Source organism: Labrenzia sp. VG12, from assembly GCF_002237595.1.
Classification (GTDB): Bacteria; Pseudomonadota; Alphaproteobacteria; order Rhizobiales; family Stappiaceae; genus Roseibium.
In genome coordinates, this window is the sequence record NZ_CP022529.1 from 4,058,368 (window position 1) to 4,075,234 (window position 16,867).

General features: G+C 60.0%; 18 protein-coding genes. 7 read left to right on the forward strand and 11 right to left on the reverse strand.

The features are described 5' to 3' along the window. The first annotated feature begins 351 nt into the window (after positions 1–351). On the forward strand, positions 352–624 hold the full coding sequence (locus CHH27_RS18805) for a hypothetical protein (RefSeq protein WP_094074862.1): 273 nt from the start codon (positions 352–354) through the stop codon (positions 622–624). 86 nt (positions 625–710) lie between these two features. Here CHH27_RS18805 and CHH27_RS18810 read toward each other — a convergent pair whose 3' ends face one another. Next, positions 711–2,543 carry a hypothetical protein gene (locus tag CHH27_RS18810; RefSeq protein ID WP_094072946.1) on the reverse strand — a complete coding sequence of 611 codons (1,833 nt, stop codon included), beginning with the start codon at positions 2,541–2,543 and terminating at the stop codon, positions 711–713. Between the two features lie 296 nt (positions 2,544–2,839). Here CHH27_RS18810 and CHH27_RS18815 point away from each other — a divergent pair, with 296 nt between their 5' ends. After that, on the forward strand, positions 2,840–3,160 hold the full coding sequence (locus tag CHH27_RS18815) for a hypothetical protein (protein WP_094072947.1): 321 nt from the start codon (positions 2,840–2,842) through the stop codon (positions 3,158–3,160). A gap of 13 nt (positions 3,161–3,173) precedes the next feature. Here CHH27_RS18815 and CHH27_RS18820 read toward each other — a convergent pair whose 3' ends face one another. Both CHH27_RS18820 and ggt read right to left on the reverse strand, forming a co-directional pair. After that, positions 3,174–4,559 (reverse strand): multicopper oxidase family protein, encoded by a 1,386-nt coding sequence (locus CHH27_RS18820; protein WP_094072948.1) that lies wholly within the window; start codon positions 4,557–4,559, stop codon positions 3,174–3,176. A 101-nt stretch (positions 4,560–4,660) separates the two neighbouring features. Then, positions 4,661–6,256 carry a gamma-glutamyltransferase gene (ggt, locus tag CHH27_RS18825; RefSeq protein WP_094072949.1) on the reverse strand — a complete coding sequence of 532 codons (1,596 nt, stop codon included), beginning with the start codon at positions 6,254–6,256 and terminating at the stop codon, positions 4,661–4,663. A 134-nt stretch (positions 6,257–6,390) separates the two neighbouring features. Between ggt and CHH27_RS18830 the strand changes: the two genes are divergently transcribed. Further along, positions 6,391–6,822, forward strand: coding sequence for a heme-binding protein (locus CHH27_RS18830; RefSeq protein WP_094072950.1), 432 nt, complete (start codon positions 6,391–6,393; stop codon positions 6,820–6,822). 60 nt (positions 6,823–6,882) lie between these two features. On the opposite strand, the gene CHH27_RS18835 is transcribed toward CHH27_RS18830, so the two are convergent. Together CHH27_RS18835 and phaR are read right to left on the reverse strand one after the other, a co-directional pair. Beyond that, entirely contained in the window at positions 6,883–7,416 is a 534-nt protein-coding gene (locus tag CHH27_RS18835; RefSeq protein ID WP_094072951.1) for a GNAT family N-acetyltransferase, read from the reverse strand. An 18-nt stretch (positions 7,417–7,434) separates the two neighbouring features. Then, positions 7,435–8,010: a polyhydroxyalkanoate synthesis repressor PhaR gene (gene phaR, locus CHH27_RS18840; protein WP_094072952.1), complete on the reverse strand. Its 576-nt coding sequence runs from the start codon at positions 8,008–8,010 to the stop codon at positions 7,435–7,437. Between the two features lie 320 nt (positions 8,011–8,330). On the opposite strand from phaR, the gene CHH27_RS18845 reads away from it, so the two are divergent. Continuing rightward, a complete protein-coding gene (locus CHH27_RS18845; RefSeq protein ID WP_094074863.1) occupies positions 8,331–9,512 on the forward strand; it encodes an acetyl-CoA C-acetyltransferase in 1,182 nt (393 codons plus the stop codon). 118 nt (positions 9,513–9,630) lie between these two features. Beyond that, positions 9,631–10,359 (forward strand): acetoacetyl-CoA reductase, encoded by a 729-nt coding sequence (gene phbB, locus CHH27_RS18850; RefSeq protein WP_094072953.1) that lies wholly within the window; start codon positions 9,631–9,633, stop codon positions 10,357–10,359. A 48-nt stretch (positions 10,360–10,407) separates the two neighbouring features. Here phbB and CHH27_RS18855 read toward each other — a convergent pair whose 3' ends face one another. Further along, the gene (locus tag CHH27_RS18855; protein WP_157738990.1) at positions 10,408–11,148 is read right to left on the reverse strand and encodes a DUF3299 domain-containing protein; all 741 of its coding nucleotides are present in this window, start codon (positions 11,146–11,148) and stop codon (positions 10,408–10,410) included. Positions 11,149–11,287: 139 nt separating this feature from the next. Between CHH27_RS18855 and CHH27_RS18860 the strand changes: the two genes are divergently transcribed. After that, complete coding sequence (locus tag CHH27_RS18860; protein ID WP_094072955.1) at positions 11,288–11,926, forward strand: septation protein A; 639 nt, start codon at positions 11,288–11,290, stop codon at positions 11,924–11,926. Between the two features lie 336 nt (positions 11,927–12,262). Here CHH27_RS18860 and CHH27_RS18865 read toward each other — a convergent pair whose 3' ends face one another. From CHH27_RS18865 to mtgA, 4 genes are all read right to left on the reverse strand, one after another. Continuing rightward, positions 12,263–12,685, reverse strand: a complete 423-nt coding sequence (locus CHH27_RS18865) for a hypothetical protein (RefSeq protein ID WP_094072956.1) — start codon at positions 12,683–12,685, stop codon at positions 12,263–12,265. Positions 12,686–12,901: 216 nt separating this feature from the next. Beyond that, the gene (rpmF, locus tag CHH27_RS18870) at positions 12,902–13,087 is read right to left on the reverse strand and encodes a 50S ribosomal protein L32 (protein WP_094072957.1); all 186 of its coding nucleotides are present in this window, start codon (positions 13,085–13,087) and stop codon (positions 12,902–12,904) included. Positions 13,088–13,285: 198 nt separating this feature from the next. Beyond that, positions 13,286–13,975, reverse strand: a complete 690-nt coding sequence (locus tag CHH27_RS18875) for a hypothetical protein (protein WP_094072958.1) — start codon at positions 13,973–13,975, stop codon at positions 13,286–13,288. Positions 13,976–13,985: 10 nt separating this feature from the next. Continuing rightward, complete coding sequence (gene mtgA / locus CHH27_RS18880; protein ID WP_094072959.1) at positions 13,986–14,699, reverse strand: monofunctional biosynthetic peptidoglycan transglycosylase; 714 nt, start codon at positions 14,697–14,699, stop codon at positions 13,986–13,988. A gap of 235 nt (positions 14,700–14,934) precedes the next feature. Between mtgA and CHH27_RS18885 the strand changes: the two genes are divergently transcribed. Beyond that, positions 14,935–15,840: a polyprenyl synthetase family protein gene (locus CHH27_RS18885; RefSeq protein WP_094074864.1), complete on the forward strand. Its 906-nt coding sequence runs from the start codon at positions 14,935–14,937 to the stop codon at positions 15,838–15,840. Positions 15,841–15,914: 74 nt separating this feature from the next. Here CHH27_RS18885 and CHH27_RS18890 read toward each other — a convergent pair whose 3' ends face one another. Beyond that, on the reverse strand, positions 15,915–16,859 hold the full coding sequence (locus tag CHH27_RS18890; protein WP_094072960.1) for a prephenate/arogenate dehydrogenase family protein: 945 nt from the start codon (positions 16,857–16,859) through the stop codon (positions 15,915–15,917). Positions 16,860–16,867 lie beyond the last annotated feature (8 nt).

Sequence of the window (16,867 nt, forward strand, 5' to 3'; positions counted from 1 at the left end):
GTGGCGCTTTGATGGTGGATTTCACCAATTTGCAACGATGCGGAACGCATTCCCGGATTTGCAAAGGTACTGGAACAATTCGCGACAAAACCCCGCTCCAGGTTTCAACACTTATCCCCGTTTCCCACTGAAATTGTCCGGCTTCGCACCAACCTGTTAACTTTTGTGACCACGAAATCGAGGATTTCTGCGGACAAAAGGTTAACGCATACCTATATTGGCATGGTGATTGCGAGGTTTCAGGAAAGGCGCCAACAAGCGTGCCATTTTGAAACAATGAGGCGGAAATACGTGCGAGTGAACCCGGTCAGTTCGGCAGGTCGTGCCAATGTGAGGCGGAAACGTCCCTCTGTGGGAGAGACGGAAACCGAACGCCAGGCCAGCTTTGCCGCGCATCTGCCGGTGCCGGAACGCCCCGCTCTGGAACGCGACCAGGAGGCATTCAGCACCCGCTATCGCCCGAATTCCGTTTTCCTGGCGCATCTGATCGCGACCCGCGACTACGACATCCAGGCTGGCGCACCCTTGCCGAGCGACACTTTGAACGGCGCCAACAGCTACCGCGCCGTTGCTGCCCTTCCGCGCCGCCGGGCCACGGGCCATCTGCTCAAGACCGAGCGCTGAAGATTTTCAAGTTTCCAGATGTACCACTGGATACCACTGGCCCGGGGCTCTGCCCCGGGTTCTTTTTGCCAGGGTGAAAATTGCAATTACGGCAAACGCGGCTGGAACTTACGCTTGCTATCAGCGTCCACCGCATCTTCTATCCCGCACCTAATGGCGGCTTCGACGGTCTCTGCTCGTCCTTCCTGCAACAGGAAAAAGGCGCGCTCGGCAATTTCGGAATAGAAGGAACTGTTGCTTTGCTGGCGATTTTCGAGCGCCGCGTTGCCGTGAACAACATCAAAAACACGGTTGGAAAGCGTGCGGGACAGCTCAAAATGGGCCCTGAGCCGCTCCGCTGGCTCGGATCTGTCATCCGGCAGAAGGTGCTTAAAGGCTATTTCGGTCATGTTCGATGCCATTTTGCCATAGCCGAAGCGCAGCAGTGCATCTTCCCATGCGATTTCCAGCCAGGCCTCGATCGCTTCCGCGTTTCTCCGCGACACGCCCTTCAATCGGTCCTGATGGTCTTTGCTGAATGCCTGATAGTGCGGCACTTCATTCAAAAATTTTCGCTCACCGGCACTCATCATCTTGTACGATATTCGGCGAATGGTTTTTTTGGACAGACTGCTGTCCAACATGTTGTCTATCGCTTCCATCAGGGCCCGACGCGGGCTTTCGACGATTTTCACGCCGGGATCGACCCCTGCCTTCCAGCAGGCTTTTTGAAACATCCTTGCACGGCGAATGGGGGTTCCCCTGGAAGCGATGCCCAAGATCCGTCCCATCTCAAAAGACGGCAAGATGCTTCCATTGTCTTCTCCGACGAGGACACTCTTGTTGAACGCCAGGTTCTCTTTGTCAGACCAGGCAACTTCGACAAGTCGGGCGACATGATCGGGAGAGTCGAAGTAATGAAAAAACGCCAGCCGAAAGGCATATTGACGTCGCTTGGCATCCGGATCCCGCCTTGCGGTTTCCATCACAGCTTCAAATGTTGACGGCCGATCCCTGAACAACTCCGTCAGCCAAAAGAAACCGCGCCGTCTGACCTGGTCATTTACGTGAATCGTAAGCGCATGCAGCGCCTCGACCTCAACCCTGTCCGAGCACGTCTGCAGATAGAAATCAGCAATTGTGATGTCTATTTTGAGCGGTTTGTCGGAATTTATGAGTTTCGAAAGTGCAGCTTCACCGATCGCATACCGGTCGGGTTCTTGCGCGCAAAGCTCCCACACTTTCAGAAATTCTCGCTCATCGCTGAGCATTGCCATACCGCACCAGAAATCGCGCAAAAGGGGCCAGATCCCCGGCACCTGCTGAGCGTACAGATCTTTCAGGTAGCGAGAAACATCCCGACCGTACCAATAAGTCCGGTTTTGATCGCATCCCGCAGAAATCCTGACGAAGTTTTCAATAAAATGGCGAACAAGATCGAAGGCTTCAGGCTCTGACACAAAATGTCTCAACCCAATGCCGACGCATTTCAGAACGCAGTGGAAGTTTTCAGGCGCGAAAATGTCTTGGTAAAGCTCGTGATGAAAGCGCGCGCAGGCTGGCACCGGCAGGCTGTCAATCGCAACATCAGACCAAAACTCTATTCGCCGCTTGCGCTCCTCGAACAGTCTGGTGTCTTTTTCCTCATAGGGGCCGGCGCGTGTTGCTTGTCGCAAATAGACAATCGCTTCGTGCACTGTCGGGGCAAGTTCGACGAGTTCCATCGCCCCGAGTTTGGTCCAGTCGAACAGCGAAAGCACAGTTTCATCTGCGCCCCTTCCCCAGTTGTTCTGGAAGAGGTCGTCATAGTCCAGCGTTTCGAAATAGTCCTTGAGCGCAGTAAACGCCTTTTCAGGGCTGAACCCGGTATCACCCTCATATTCGCGGACGGGGATTCCGAGCTTCCGATAAAGCTCCGGTTTGTCGAATTTCTCCGTCATTCAGACTCCAGATTGGTCTGACCGCAACAGCGAACTCGCGGCAAGCGAGCGCCCAGAATGTGTCCTGCCCATCAAACCCTGCACTCGTAGAAATTGCGTTAAACAACAGGATCAAATCCTTGATGGTATCTACAAGGAATAGAACTGTATTCCGCTAGCGGGCCCGTGACCCGCCAAAGTGTGACGCGCGTCACATTTTTTCGTTGCGGGAAGTCCTATATTGAAAAACAGATCCGGACTCCCCGGACCTCCGACCAGATTGGCCACGGACTGGCCCGCCACGGAGATTGAAGACAATGCGAGTAAACCCCGTTTCCGCCGTTCCTGCCCTGCGCATCCGCCAGAAGCCGGTTGCCGAATACGTTCCCAATCCGGACCTTTTTGCCGGCGCAGCAAGCAGCTTTTCCGATCATGACCTGATGCCAGCCCATATCGCGGCCGCCGAACTGCAGCGCGATCTGTCTGCGGGGGCCCATGCCGAATACGCGACCCAGCTCCTTGCCAGCCGCCAGTTGCCGCTGGAAACCGATCTGGAACGCATGCAGCATCATGCGCAGTACCGCTCTGCTGCCGGTGACAGCGACGAGCGGTCCTACACGGTCATGCTGTCCGCTTGAGAACGCCTTCCCCTTAAGCTTCGATCCTCAGGAAACCGGTCAGTCCGGTTTTCTGATGTTCGATCACGTGGCAATGGAACGCCCAGTCGCCCGGATTGTCGGCAACCAGCGCCACATCCAGCGTTTCCTCTTCCAGAAGCAAGGCAGTATCCGTCACCAGCGGCGGTAGTTTGCGCTTGTTTGATTGCAACAGGCGGAAGGAAACACCGTGCAGGTGGATCGGGTGCGCGTTGGGCGACTCGTTTCGAAGCCGCAGGATGTAGGATTTGCCCAGTTTCAGCGTTGCCAGCGGATCGAACGGTCCCGGCAGATCGCCCGGCCAGGCCTTGCGGTTGATCGACCAGAACGTATAGCCGAGCGTGCCGCAAATGCTCGGCTGCGGCGCATCCCCCTCCGGTGACCAGCCGAACACGAACTCCATCACTTCCGCATTTGCCAGATCGGCCTCGGGCACGGGATTCGGCTGCAGCGGCTTGAGTTCCCGTAACTCCCGGCGAAGACTTTGCCCCCTCGGCCGGAAAGTTGCCAGGTCGCGGTCGCCATTGCGACGTTTCAGCCTGAGCGTCACCGGTTCTTCTTCTCTGTCCGGAACACGAAGGGCGATGTCGGCACGCTGTCCGGGAGACAGGATCAGGTCCTTTGCCGGTACCGGCCGAGGCAAAGGGTTTGAATCAATCGCAATCACCTGCGCCTCTCCACCGGTGATCTCATAGGTTCCGACCCGCGTGATGTCGGTCACCGCCAGGCGCAGCCTGACAAGACTGCCGGCGGCAAGGTCAAAGGTTGGCGCGACTTTCCAGTTGACCGTGGAGACTGTGCCGAGCGTGCCGCCACGGGCCGCATTGCGAGCCTTGTAGAACGCGATGAACTGTCCGTCTCCACCCAGACGGAAGTCGCGGATGTTGAGCGGCAGATCCTCGTCAAATCCCGGATCCTCATCCTCTTCAACGATCATCATCCCGGTCAGGCCACGGGACATCTGCTCCAGCGTGTTGCAATGGGGGTGATACCAGAAGGTGCCGGCATCCGGCGGTGTGAACTCGTAGCGGAACGACTGACCGGTCTCGATCGGGTGCTGGGTCAGATAGGGCACACCGTCCATTGCGTTGGCGATCCGGAGCCCGTGCCAATGCACCACGGATGCCTCGTTCAGCGCGTTACTGACATCGATCGAAGTTTTCTGGCCTCTTTTCAGGCGCAGCACCGGCGGCGGCCCGTCGGCTGCGAAACTCATCATGCCCTGGGTCACCGTTTCCGGCAGGATGCCGTGATCAAGACTGGCGATGGTGAGGGAATGGTCTGCGGCCTGCGCCTTGGCTGAAACAAGGCCGCCCAAAGTGAATGCGCCCAACACGCCCGTGCCGCCCAGCAGCAGGTCCCGGCGCGAAAGTCTGGTCATGTCATGTCCTTAAAGAATTCGGTTGGCGCGTCCGGGGGCAGTGAACACCCGGGCGCACCCGATCTCAAGGACCATTTTGACGCGGTCAGACCTTGCCCGGTTCAATAGCCCGCCGCATGGCCGTCCTTGCGCGGATCCGATCCAGCCGTCAAAAGATGCCGCGCCTTGTCGATCATGATCGCCTGCGAGCCGCCAATCGCTCCGGGCGCGGAAACAACCTCATGCCCGAGCGCGCGCAGCCCGTCCAGGGTCGAGGGCGGCACAAGCCTTTCCGCCTGAAGGACATGTGTGTCGAGATCGAAGAACATGCGCGGAAAATCGATCGCCGCCTGAACATCCATGCCGTAGTCGATGATGCTGGTCAGCAAATGGGCGTGACCGCAGGCCTGGTAATGCCCGCCCATCACACCGAAGGTAAGCCAGGGCGCTCCGTCTTTCAGGCCCATCGCCGGGATGATCGTGTGCATGGGTCGCTTGCCGCCATCGATCGAGGCGGCATGCCCTGGCTCCACGCGGAACGACTTGCCGCGGCAATGCAGCAGCACACCGCTTTCAGGCGCAACGATACCGCTGCCAAAGTCGCTGAAGAGCGAATTGATGAACGAGACCGCCAGACCGTCCTTGTCGACAACCGACAGATAGACCGTGTCGGTTTGCGGCGCGAGCGCACTTTGCGGCAGAGAGCCCATCCGCTTTTCCCTGGAGACCTGGGCCGCCAGCTGGTCGATATAGTCCGACCCGATCAACCGTGTGTGGCAGACATCCATGTGGCCGGGATCGGTGACGAAGCGGTCACGGACCGCATAGGCAAGACGCGCCGCCTCCATTTCCAGATGGAACCGCTCAGGTCCGAGCGGATCCAGCGTTTCCAGGTCGAACCTTTCCAGAATGCCGAGAATGAGGAGCGCAATGACCCCCTGGCCGTTTGGTGGCAGTTCCGCGATCGTATGACCCTTGTAGTCCCGCATGACCGGCGACACGGCCGTGGTGTGACAGGCGGCCAGGTCGTCTTCCGTCATCAAGCCGCCCCGCGCCTGAAGGGCCGCAACGATATCCGCGGCCACCGCGCCGGAATAGAACGCGTCGGCGCCGCCTGCCGCGATTTTTTCCAGTGTCTCTGCCAGATGGGGGTATTTCAGGATCGTGCCGGCCGCAGGAGCTTCGCCGTTGATGAGATACCGAGCGGCCGAGACCGGGTCCGATCGAAGCTTGGCTTCGTTGTTGGCCCAGTCGCGGGCAACACGCGGCGCAACCGGGAAGCCGTCCCGGGCATAGCCGATCGCGCGTTTGAACAGCGACTTGAACGCGGCCGAACCATGCGCCTTGTGCAGCGTCTCCCAGGCACGGACTGCGCCTGGAACGGTAACCGCATGCGGCGACGTGTCGGTGAGTTCCTTCACACCCAGCTGCGCCAGTTTTTCCGATGTCGCTGCACGCGGTGCACCGCCGGAGCCGTTGAACCCGGTCAGACGACCGTCCGGTTCCATCACGATGGCGAAACAGTCTCCGCCAATCCCTGTCATGTGCGGCTCGACAACACATTGAACGGCAACCGCAGCAATGGCGGCGTCGACGGCGTTTCCGCCGGCCTGCAGAACTTCCAGTGCCGCGCTGGTGGCCAGGGGATGGGATGTCGCTGCTGCCGCCTCGCGTGCAAAAACCGGCGACCGTCCCGGTGCCTGAAAATCGCGCTTCACTGAATGTCTCCTGCCCCAATGAGTACTTTTTCGATTTTGCCGAAGAAGCTTCGCAGCTTTTTCACCTATGCGGCCAAAGCCTGGTCTGCTAGCAAAACCGGATAACGGCCAGCACCTTAAGGAGAACCGGCGAAATGCGCAAACTCACTCTTTCAACGGCAGAGACCATCACTTCCGCCGCACTGGAAAAGGCCGCCGACCTGAAGTTGAAGCCGCTGACCGTTGCCGTCCTCGATGCCGGCGGACATACCGTGCTTCTGAAACGGCAGGACGGCTCGTCGATCATGCGGCCGCAGATCGCCACCGGCAAGGCGGTTGGCGCGCTGGCCGTCGGCACCGGCACCCGCTGGCTCAATGCCAATGCCGAAAGCCGTCCGCATTTCGTCAACGCGTTGAACGGTGTCTCCGGCGGTGCCATTGTTCCCGTTCCCGGCGGCGTCCTGATCAAGGATGAAAACGGAGAGACCCTCGGCGCTGTCGGCATCACCGGCGACACCTCCGACAATGACGAGGCCTGCGCCGTTGCCGGGATTGAAGCCGTGGATCTGGTCGCGGACTGCGGCTGAGGCAGAACAGTCGCAATCTCATGCACCACCTCCATCCTGAAGAGGACCAACAGGTCCTCTTCAGGACGAGGCCGAGTTGTTGGCAAGTGCAGGCGTCAACGCCTTCCGGAAAACGTCCAGTTCTCCGGATGGATATCGGAACGTGTCGATCCGTTGCCAGTTCCGGTGCAGAAACAACGACTGCGCGGTGGCTGTCGAGGAGAGTATTTCCGAAAAGCCCAGGCGCGCAGCTTCCGCTTCTGCAGCTGCAACGAGAGACGTTCCGATGCCGGCCAGCCGAAACGGCCCGGGCACCAGCAGCGCAGTCAGCCAGGCACCCGGATAACGATCCGAACCCGGGGAAGAATCGCGCAGGGAAACGGTTCCGACCGGCAACTCGTCGGTGTTCAGCGCCACGAGGCAGCGCGGCAGGCGAAATTCGGTGTGAAGGCATCTTGCCAGATCGCGCCCGGCATCGCCCTGACCGCCGGGCCCATACCAGGCCGACCATTCGTCCCGAAACCAGACCTCGATGACGGCAGCAGCCTCAGAGACAGTTTCAAGACAAACGACCGGCCCTTTCGGTGCCGGTCGGTCAGTGTCCGTCTTGCTCAATTGCTGCGGATCCTGCGGTCAGGATTTGTCGCTCAGCTGGTTGATCTTCTTCTGCATCTCTTCGAGCTGCTTCTTCATATTGTCCAGATCCGACGGTTCGGCCTTGTCTTCCTTGGCCGCCGCGGGCGTGACGCCGCCCTCACCGGTCGGGAACGGCATGAACATCTTCATGGCGCGCTCGAACATTTCGGTGTTGCGCTTGACCTGGTCCTCTATGGCTTCAAACGCCGTGGCGCCGAAGGCTTCGCTCATTTGCGAGCGCAGCTTTTCCTGCTCCTGGGTCAGCGAGGTCATGGAATATTCCAGGAAGCTCGGCACCAGACCCTGCATGCTGTCACCGTAAAACCGGATCAGCTGGCGCAGAAAGGTGACTGGCAGCAGGTTCTGCCCCTTGCCTTCCTGTTCAAAAATGATCTGGGTCAGGACGGAGCGGGTGATGTCCTCACCGCTCTTGGCGTCGTAGACGACGAAGTCTTCCTCCCCCTTCACCATCACCGCAAGGTCCTCAAGCGTGACATAGGTGCTGGTGCCCGTGTTGTAGAGCCGCCGGTTGGCGTATTTCTTGATGATTGTCGGCTCGCTGGTTTTGGCCATCCGTGAATTCCGCCTGTTTGCCTTCGGGCATGAACGGGACGTCCTCCCGCTCTGGTTTCCCATTTGACGACAAGGCCTTCGCAGACTTGTCATCTCCTCCGACTATGAGACTAAGCCAATCGTATCGGATCGTGCCACCCTTTTTATGTGCAGTGACGAAAGGATAATGCCGCAAATGCGAAAACAGGTCGCTGATAAGGGCTGATACGGTTGACACGACCTGCTGGTGCAGTTTCTAGTCCTTGCATCAATTGGGATCAAAGGTGCCCCTGCGGCACCAGTCTACTAAGGTCGATCGACCTCAAGTCCTGGAGAGTATGATGAGCGCTTCCACCGATATCGTCATTGTCAGCGCGACCCGCACGCCGGTCGGGTCTTTCAATGGTTCTTTTGCCAACATGCCGGCCCATGATCTAGGCGCCATCGTCATGAAAGCAGCTCTTGAGCAGGCCGGTGTCGATGCGGCGGACGTGGATGAGGTGGTCTTCGGTCAGGTTCTGACGGCCGCCCAGGGCCAGAACCCCGCCCGCCAGGCCGCCATCAAGGCAGGCATTCCCGACAGCGCCACGGCATGGACCCTCAACCAGGTCTGCGGCTCGGGCTTGCGCACCGTTGCTATTGCAGCGCAGCAGATCCAGGCGGGCGACGCCACCGTGATGATGGCCGGCGGACAGGAAAACATGTCGCTCTCCACCCATGCCGCCCACATGCGCAACGGCTACAAGATGGGCGACTACAAGATGATCGACACCATGATCAAGGACGGCCTCTGGGACGCCTTCAACGGCTACCACATGGGCCAGACCGCCGAGAACGTAGCCGAGAAATGGCAGATCAACCGCGAGCAGCAGGACGAGTTTGCCGTTGCCTCCCAGAACAAGGCGGAAGCGGCCCAGAAGGCCGGCAAGTTCAAGGACGAAATCACCCCGGTGACCGTCAAGGAACGCAAGTCCGAGCGCGTCGTCGAGGACGACGAGTATATCCGCCACGGCGCCACTCTTGAAAGCGTTGCCAAGCTGCGCCCGGCCTTTACCAAGGAAGGGTCCGTCACCGCGGCCAACGCGTCCGGCATCAATGACGGCGCCGCCGCCCTCGTGGTGATGAGCGCAGCCGAAGCCGAGAAACGCGGCCTGACCCCGCTGGCGCGCATTGCCTCCTGGGCAACGGCGGGTGTCGACCCCGCGATCATGGGCTCCGGTCCGATCCCGGCGTCCCGCAAGGCGCTGGAAAAGGCCGGCTGGTCGGCCTCCGATCTGGATCTGGTCGAGGCCAACGAAGCCTTTGCCGCACAGGCCTGCGCCGTCAACAAGGACATGGGCTGGGATCCGGAGATCGTCAACGTCAATGGTGGCGCCATCGCGATCGGTCACCCGATCGGTGCGTCCGGCGCCCGCATTCTCTGCACCCTGCTGCATGAAATGAAGCGCCGCGATGCCAAGAAAGGCCTCGCAACGCTCTGCATCGGCGGCGGCATGGGCGTCGCCATGTGCCTGGAGCGCTAAGCGCCCCAACACAGCGAGATCATGGCCGGCTCACACCGGCCATGAAGACTGAACGAATCGAACGTTCAAAAACCTCGAGGCCCGAAGGGCCCGAAACCGGAAGTCAGGAGGAAGGGGAATGAGCAAGGTCGCATTGGTCACGGGTGGCACGCGCGGTATCGGCGAAGCAATTTCGCGGGGCCTGAAGGACGCTGGCTACACAGTGGCGGCCACTTATGCCGGCAACACCGAAAAGGCGGAAGCCTTCAAGGCCGAGACCGGCATCCACGTCTACAAGTGGGACGTTTCCGATCCTGACGCCTGCGCTGCGGGCATTGCCCAGGTGGAAAGTGAATTGGGTCCGGTGGAAGTGCTGGTCAACAATGCCGGCATCACCCGCGACGGCATGTTCCACAAGATGGACTTCGACCAGTGGCGGGCGGTGATGTCCACCAACCTCGACAGCATGTTCACCATGACCAAGCCGGTCATCAACGGCATGCGCGGACGCGGGTCTGGCCGGATCATCAACATCTCGTCCATCAATGGCCAGAAGGGTCAGATGGGTCAGACCAACTACTCCGCAGCCAAGGCTGGCGTAATCGGCTTCACCAAGGCGCTCGCGCAGGAGAACGCCTTCAAGGGCATCACGGTCAACTGCGTCTGCCCGGGCTACATCAACACCGACATGGTTGCCGCCATGCCGGAAAAGGTGCTGGAGTCGATCGTTTCCAACATTCCGGTCGGTCGCCTCGGTCATCCGGAAGAAATCGCCCAGACGGTGGTTTATCTCGCCTCTGACGCAGCCGGCTTCATGACCGGTGCGGTCATGACCATCAATGGCGGCCAGTATCTCGCCAATGGCTGATCATCAGCGCAATTGAGCTATGAAAAGGCGCTCCCCGGGGCGCCTTTTTTACTGACCGGGCGCAGCGTCGTCAGCTTGCCGCCCCCTGAAGAGATTGAAGAGACGGTTCCTTGGCTCCGGCCGGGTACCCCGGTCAAGGCTGCGCGCCTCCGTGACATCCATCTGGAACGAGGCCAGCATGTCGACCTGGCCATCCAGCAAGGTTATTTCCTGGCTGGTCGTCTCCAGCGACAGAGTGCCGATCAGCTGCACGGGTTCATAAATGTAATCCGCCTCCCAGTCTGTCTTGAGAGAATACCGGATCATCTGGTTGGGATCCGGTGCCGGCATATGACTGCACATGCCTGCCCCGGGCACGAGATACCCGGTTGTCGCTCGGCCATGCGGCCCAACCACCGGGATCACGTAGCCGGTGATGGCAACTTCGCGACCGGCGACGGCAGGGTTGCCCGCCAGCGCCGCTGCCGTCCTTTTCCTGGCAATTTCCAGACGTTTCGACAACAGCCCGTCGACATCGACACCAGCTGCAACGAGCCTGGCCTCCTCGGACCGCAAACGCTGTTCGATCCCGGCCCGCGCCTCGGACGAGACATCTTTCTCTTCAAGCTTAAGCCGTAGCCGCAGGACTGTTCCGAGAGACCGCAGCTCATACACACTGAGCGCTGCAAACGGATCGTCGAAGGAAGCGGATGCCGGATCCTTGAGATCTGCCCATTCCACCGCCGTTGCGGCCGATGCCGCAGACGCGGACAGCAGCAGCATCAGCAAACAAACAAGACAGCGTGTCACGGATTGGTCTCCTGGCCAGTTTCAAGGGCCCCATAGCGCAAGGTTTACCATCTTTGCAGACATTGAGCAGCCCTGCCCCTTGACCCATGCGCCTTCCTGCCCCTATCTCCCGGTAACAAAACGCGGAGCAGTCACACACATGGAATTCGAACACGCCCCGAACGATCCGACCCGCAAGGAACTGTCGCCGCTGTTGAAGCTGGCGTTGGAACTGGGACCGCTCGGGGTCTTCTTCCTGTTCAATTCCCGGGGCGAACAGATTGCAGAGGCGTTTCCGGTCTTGCAGGCAATCGGTGAGCCGATCTTCCTCGCAACGGCCGCCTTCATGGTCGCCATCACGGTTTCACTGGTCGTCTCGCTCTGGCTGACCAGGCGTCTGCCGATCATGCCGCTTGTTTCCGGTGTCGTGGTTCTGGTCTTCGGCGCCCTGACCCTGTGGCTGCATGACGAGCTTTTCATCAAGCTGAAGCCGACCATCGTCAATTGCCTGTTCGGTTCGGTCCTACTCGGCGGGCTCCTGTTCGGCAAGGCGCTGCTCGGTTACGTCTTTGACAGCGCCTTCAAGCTGACTGACGAAGGCTGGCGCAAGCTGACGTTCCGCTGGGGCGTCTTCTTCTTCGTTCTGGCCATCATCAACGAGATCGTCTGGCGCAGCTTCTCAACCGATTTCTGGGTCAGCTTCAAGGTGTTCGGCATCATGCCGATCACCCTGGTCTTTACCCTGACCCAGCTGCCCCTGATCCAGAAACACGCCATCGTGGAAGAAGGCGAGGCCTGAGCGCTTCCCGGTTTCCCAGGCTGTCATGCCCGCGAAGGCGGGAAGCCTCATCATCGGCCGTGCGTGAGCAACCTGCTTCTGCCCGGAACTCGCGGGTCTACGCTGCGCTGTGCCGGGGATCGCAAACCGAAACAGGATTCCGCTCCGACATTCCTGACAAGTGCAGCAAGGCTGCGCGCCAGTTGTCGCCCCAGCGACGGCAGGGATTCTGTACTCCCGGGCGGAAGTTGCTTTATGGGCCGCGCTGGCCGGTTCCAGTTCCAGATCAGATGTTTACTGGATCCCGGTCTCGGCACCGCCAAACCGGGATGACAAAGGTGAGGGCAATCCCCAGCCTCAATGCATCTCGCCATGGCCGAAGGAAACATCCCGGCGGGCACCCGTGATCGAGATCGAGAACCCGGCAATCACGTCAATCAGCGAGATCGCCATCAGGATGAAGAACAGCGACGTGGCCGCTTGCGGCAGCACCAGGAATTCCACCAGGTACGCCACGAACACCAGAACGGAAAACATGTGATCCAGAAGCGCCGTGGTGCCGATGCGGGTCGCCTTCAAGATTTCGATGAACAGGAAAAACAGGCCGACGGTGATCAGGACGTCACTGGTGAGCAACTGGAAGGTCGCTCCGGAGACCATCGCGATGGTGATGATCGGCTGAGCCCAGAAGCCCGCATCGCCTGCCCCTGCCGTGAAGGCCAGCGCATTGTAGATCAGCAGCGAAAACAGCGTGAACGGAACGGCGGAGAAAAGGCGCATGGGTGGCTCCCGGCAGGATAGGCCCGGTTCGGGCGGATGGCGGCGAGCTGACACGATCTTGAAAGCAGTTTCAAGGCACCCCGGCGACAAGACAAAGAAAAAGGCCGACCTGTCGGAACAAGGTCAGCCTCAATCTTGTTTTGCCATGCGGCGATCCACCGATCGGGATCGAAGTCATAAACCAACCCGCCTTCAACAGGTGAAGGCAGAAGAGTGTTACGCTTCGTCCTTTGCGGTAAGGATCTGACGGCCCCGGTACATGCCGGTCTTCAGATCAACGTGATGCGGACGACGCAGTTCGCCCGAATCCTTGTCCTCGACGTAAGTCGGCTGCTTGAGGGCGTCCGCGGAACGGCGAAAACCGCGCTTGGAGCGCGAGGTTTTTCTCTTTGGAACGGCCATTTTTCTTTTCTCCGTGGTCCATAACAGCGCGGCCCGGACCGGGTCAGCCCGGGGCGTGGCGTCACGCAACGTGTTGGAATGCGCGGCGTTATACAGGCAATGTGAGCATTTTGCCACCCCAAAGACAAAATTTTTGTCAGTCGCGCAGGCGCCTTAACTGTCGGCTCTCCATTTGGTCATTCAAGCAAGGGCGCAAACCTAGTTTAACGTACGGGTCAACTTGGAAAAAAAGCTTGTCCGCTGCTTTCCGCGGAAGGTTTGAGAAACCGCGTCCAACCGCTTGTTCATGTCTTCCTTTGGAATGAATTCCACCTTGCCTGAGGACATCAGATAGGCGTAGATCAACGCTCGCTCCCGGTCGAGCTTTCCATCCGTAGCCTTGTCAAACTTGGACAAGCTCTTGCAGATCTCGGCAGGAAGATTTTGAAGAAAGTAGATCTTATCGTGAGGTTCGAAACCAGCCAGCCTGACGTAGATTTGGTCCACGCCTTCTAGCAGGTGCAATTTGACGGCGTAATCATCTAGAAGCTTCGCTGCTTTTTGCCCGACTGCGTCCAACCATTCCAGTTCTGCCAGAAACGGATTGCCAAATGTGCTGTTGCTGAACCGCACCAGATCCGCCCCTCTAGCCGCATGTGTCAAAAAGGTTTTGGTCATCTCGAAACCTTCACAGACAACAAGATTGCGCAAGCTTGTGCGCGCACCATTGAAGCGCAGACCTCCGCAGGCTGTATTGAAACAACCGATAACCTGAAGTTCTTCAGGCATTTCGGCCATAACAACCCCTCGTTTTTCCAGCTCAGACAAGAAAGTTGCAAACTCATAGCAAAACGTGCCGAGATCGTTGGCTGCATATGTCGGCAAAAGAATTTTCGGATGATCCGTCATTGCAACAGCCCTATTTCCCCAGAACACAGCCGAAAATCTGGCCCGCGCCCGTCACCCGAGCCAGGTTTGTTGCCGCCAGGCGCCGATGCCCATTGCTCGGTTTTGCCGGATTGCGGCCAAGCGGATTGGGCAGGGCGGTCGCAAGCCGGGCCGCCTCGGTCCGCGTCAGCTCGCTGGCCGGCTTGCCAAACCAGGCTTGCGCGGCAGCTTCGGCCCCGAAAATGCCCTCGCCCCATTCGGCAACGTTGAGATAGATCTCAAGAACACGTTTTTTGGTCAGGATCGCATCCAGCATTAGGGCCAGCGGCAATTCCAGACCCTTGCGGATGTAGGACCGGTCCCCCCACAGGAACAGGTTCTTGGCGGTCTGCATGGTAATGGTGCTGGCGCCGCGCGGCCGCTCGCCTTCGCTGAGCGCCTCGACCTGGTCCTGCAGCGCCCCCCATTCGACACCGTCATTTGTGCAAAAGCCGCTGTCTTCGGAGGTGATCACGGATTTCACCAGATTGGGTGAGATCTCTTCCAGCGGCACCCATTGCCGGTCAACCCACAGAAACTGGACGTAGCGGCCGATCATCAACGTGCTCACCGGCGGCACAACCGAATAGACAACGGTCAGCAAGGGGGGCGCGATCAGAAGCAGAAGGAAGAGCCGCATCAGCCATTTGCGCAGAAAACGGAAAGGTCCACCTGCCGGGTTCGAAGAACTTGTCTTTCTGGCCATTCAGGCTCCGCACCGTCTCAACACTGCTTCCCGCGGGAAGCGCCCACATCCGTCAGCGGCGTCCTGAACGCCTCTACATCTTCTGCATGTACCAGACAAAGGCAATAAAGGGCGACACGACATCCGTCCAGCCCGGTTGGAACAGGGGTAGAGATGAGACTTTCCGCCTCAACGGCTTGACGGCGAGCCTTTTTCGGGACAGGGAAGCCACGGGCAATTCGTGGTGGACGACGGAATGACATTCGACCTGAAGCAGCACCTGGCACAACGTGGCCGTTACATCGAGGCCGCACTGGAGGACGTGCTCGACACGCGCGTCCTTCCCGGCGAGACAGCCCGCCCCGACCGGCTGCTGGCAGCAATGCGCCACGGCGCCCTCAATGGCGGCAAACGCTTGCGACCGGTGCTGGTCTTTGAAACAGCGAAACTGTTCGGCCGCGTCGATGACGGCGTCCTGAAAGCCGCCTGTGCCCTGGAACTGATCCATTGCTATTCGCTTGTGCATGACGACCTGCCGGCGATGGACGATGATGACCTGCGCCGCGGCCAGCCGACCGTGCACAAGGCCTACGACGACGCCACCGCCATCCTGGCCGGCGATGCGCTGCTGACCCTTGCCTTCGACGTGATTACCGACGAAGCGGTGCACAAGGATCCGGGGATCCGCCTGACGCTGTCGCGCGAGCTGTCCCGCGCGGCCGGACTTGGCGGCATGGCCGGTGGACAGATGCTCGACCTGGAGTCGGAGCACCGCGACCGGACGGAAGCCGAAATCCGTCAGCTACAGGCCATGAAGACCGGCGCATTGCTGCGTTTTGCCTGCCGCGCCGGCGCACGCCTCGCAGACGCCTCGGACACCGACATCGACCGGCTGACCCGTTTTGGCGAAGTCATCGGCCTTGCCTTTCAGCTGGCAGACGATCTGCTGGATGTGGAAGCCAGCGCGGAAACCATGGGCAAGGCGACCGGCAAGGACGCGGAGGCCGGCAAGGCAACGCTGGTAGGTCTCTGGGGTGTGACGAAGACACGAGCGGAACTTGTCCGCCTGCAGCAGGAAGCCGAACGCCTGCTGGCACCCTATGGCCACCGCGCGGAAACCCTGGCCGCTTTGGCCGGGTTCATCGTCAGCCGGACGAGCTGAGGCATCTGCTTCGCTACCAGCACGGCTTCATCCTGAGGAGCGCGAATGCGCACCTCTCCGGAGCACTTCCCGGTCTATTCCGCCGGACCATCCGGATTGCCGGCGCCGTGACGACCGAAATCGGGCGCGTCGGTTTCCTGGCCGGCCTCGATAATCGAGCGCCGGATACCGCGCGTGCGCGTGAAGAGGTCGAACAGCATCTGCCCGTCCCCCCAGCGAATGGCCCGCTGCAAGGCGGAGAGATCCTCCGAGAAACGCGCCAGCATCTCCAGGATCGCATCCTTGTTGTTCAGGCAGACGTCGCGCCACATGGTCGGGTCGGAGGCTGCCAGACGGGTGAAGTCGCGGAAACCGGACGCTGAGTACTTGATCACCTCAGACTTGGTGACCGCCTCGAGATCATCCGCCGTGCCGACAATGTTGTAGGCGATCAGGTGCGGCAGGTGAGACACGATGGCCAGCACAAGGTCATGGTGCTTTGGGTCCATCGTATCGACGTCGGAGCCGCAGGCGCGCCAGAAGGCACTCAGCCTGTCGACCGCCTTACCGTCTGTCCCCTCCGGCGGCGTCAGAATGCACCAGCGGTCGTCGAACAGCGTCGGAAAGCCTGCATCCGGTCCGGACTGTTCCGTGCCTGCAATCGGGTGCCCGGGAATGAAATGAACGCCCTCCGGCACGAAGGGGGAGACCTGATCGACCACCGATCCCTTGGTGGAGCCGACATCGGTCAGGATGGCGCCCGGCTTGAGCGCCGGTGCGATCCATTTGGCCACCGATTCATTGGCGCCGACCGGCACACACAGGATGACCAGATCAGCCCCTTCGACGGCTCGTGCCGCATCCAGCTCATAGACATCGCCAAGCCCCAGCTCCTCGGCCCGTTGCAGGGTCGCGGGCGAGCGGGTGGAAATCGCGATGTCCTTGACCAGGCCGCGCTGGCGCGCGACCTGCGCGAGGGAGGAGCCGATCAGGCCGATGCCGATCAGCGCCATGCGCTCAAAAAGGGGGGCGGCAGTCATGTGGGTTG

What these genes read in the sequence shown, in the direction of transcription:
- CHH27_RS18860 (WP_094072955.1), top strand. Translation starts at nt 11,288, where the DNA reads ATGGAATTCGAACACGCCCCGAACGATCCGACCCGCAAGGAACTGTCG.
- mtgA (WP_094072959.1), bottom strand. Translation starts at nt 14,699, where the DNA reads ATGGCCAGAAAGACAAGTTCTTCGAACCCGGCAGGTGGACCTTTCCGT.
- rpmF (WP_094072957.1), bottom strand. Translation starts at nt 13,087, where the DNA reads ATGGCCGTTCCAAAGAGAAAAACCTCGCGCTCCAAGCGCGGTTTTCGC.
- phbB (WP_094072953.1), top strand. Translation starts at nt 9,631, where the DNA reads ATGAGCAAGGTCGCATTGGTCACGGGTGGCACGCGCGGTATCGGCGAA.
- CHH27_RS18820 (WP_094072948.1), bottom strand. Translation starts at nt 4,559, where the DNA reads ATGACCAGACTTTCGCGCCGGGACCTGCTGCTGGGCGGCACGGGCGTG.
- CHH27_RS18810 (WP_094072946.1), bottom strand. Translation starts at nt 2,543, where the DNA reads ATGACGGAGAAATTCGACAAACCGGAGCTTTATCGGAAGCTCGGAATC.
- CHH27_RS18830 (WP_094072950.1), top strand. Translation starts at nt 6,391, where the DNA reads ATGCGCAAACTCACTCTTTCAACGGCAGAGACCATCACTTCCGCCGCA.
- CHH27_RS18865 (WP_094072956.1), bottom strand. Translation starts at nt 12,685, where the DNA reads ATGCGCCTTTTCTCCGCCGTTCCGTTCACGCTGTTTTCGCTGCTGATC.
- CHH27_RS18885 (WP_094074864.1), top strand. Translation starts at nt 14,935, where the DNA reads ATGACATTCGACCTGAAGCAGCACCTGGCACAACGTGGCCGTTACATC.
- CHH27_RS18875 (WP_094072958.1), bottom strand. Translation starts at nt 13,975, where the DNA reads ATGACGGATCATCCGAAAATTCTTTTGCCGACATATGCAGCCAACGAT.
- CHH27_RS18815 (WP_094072947.1), top strand. Translation starts at nt 2,840, where the DNA reads ATGCGAGTAAACCCCGTTTCCGCCGTTCCTGCCCTGCGCATCCGCCAG.
- phaR (WP_094072952.1), bottom strand. Translation starts at nt 8,010, where the DNA reads ATGGCCAAAACCAGCGAGCCGACAATCATCAAGAAATACGCCAACCGG.
- CHH27_RS18890 (WP_094072960.1), bottom strand. Translation starts at nt 16,859, where the DNA reads ATGACTGCCGCCCCCCTTTTTGAGCGCATGGCGCTGATCGGCATCGGC.
- CHH27_RS18845 (WP_094074863.1), top strand. Translation starts at nt 8,331, where the DNA reads ATGAGCGCTTCCACCGATATCGTCATTGTCAGCGCGACCCGCACGCCG.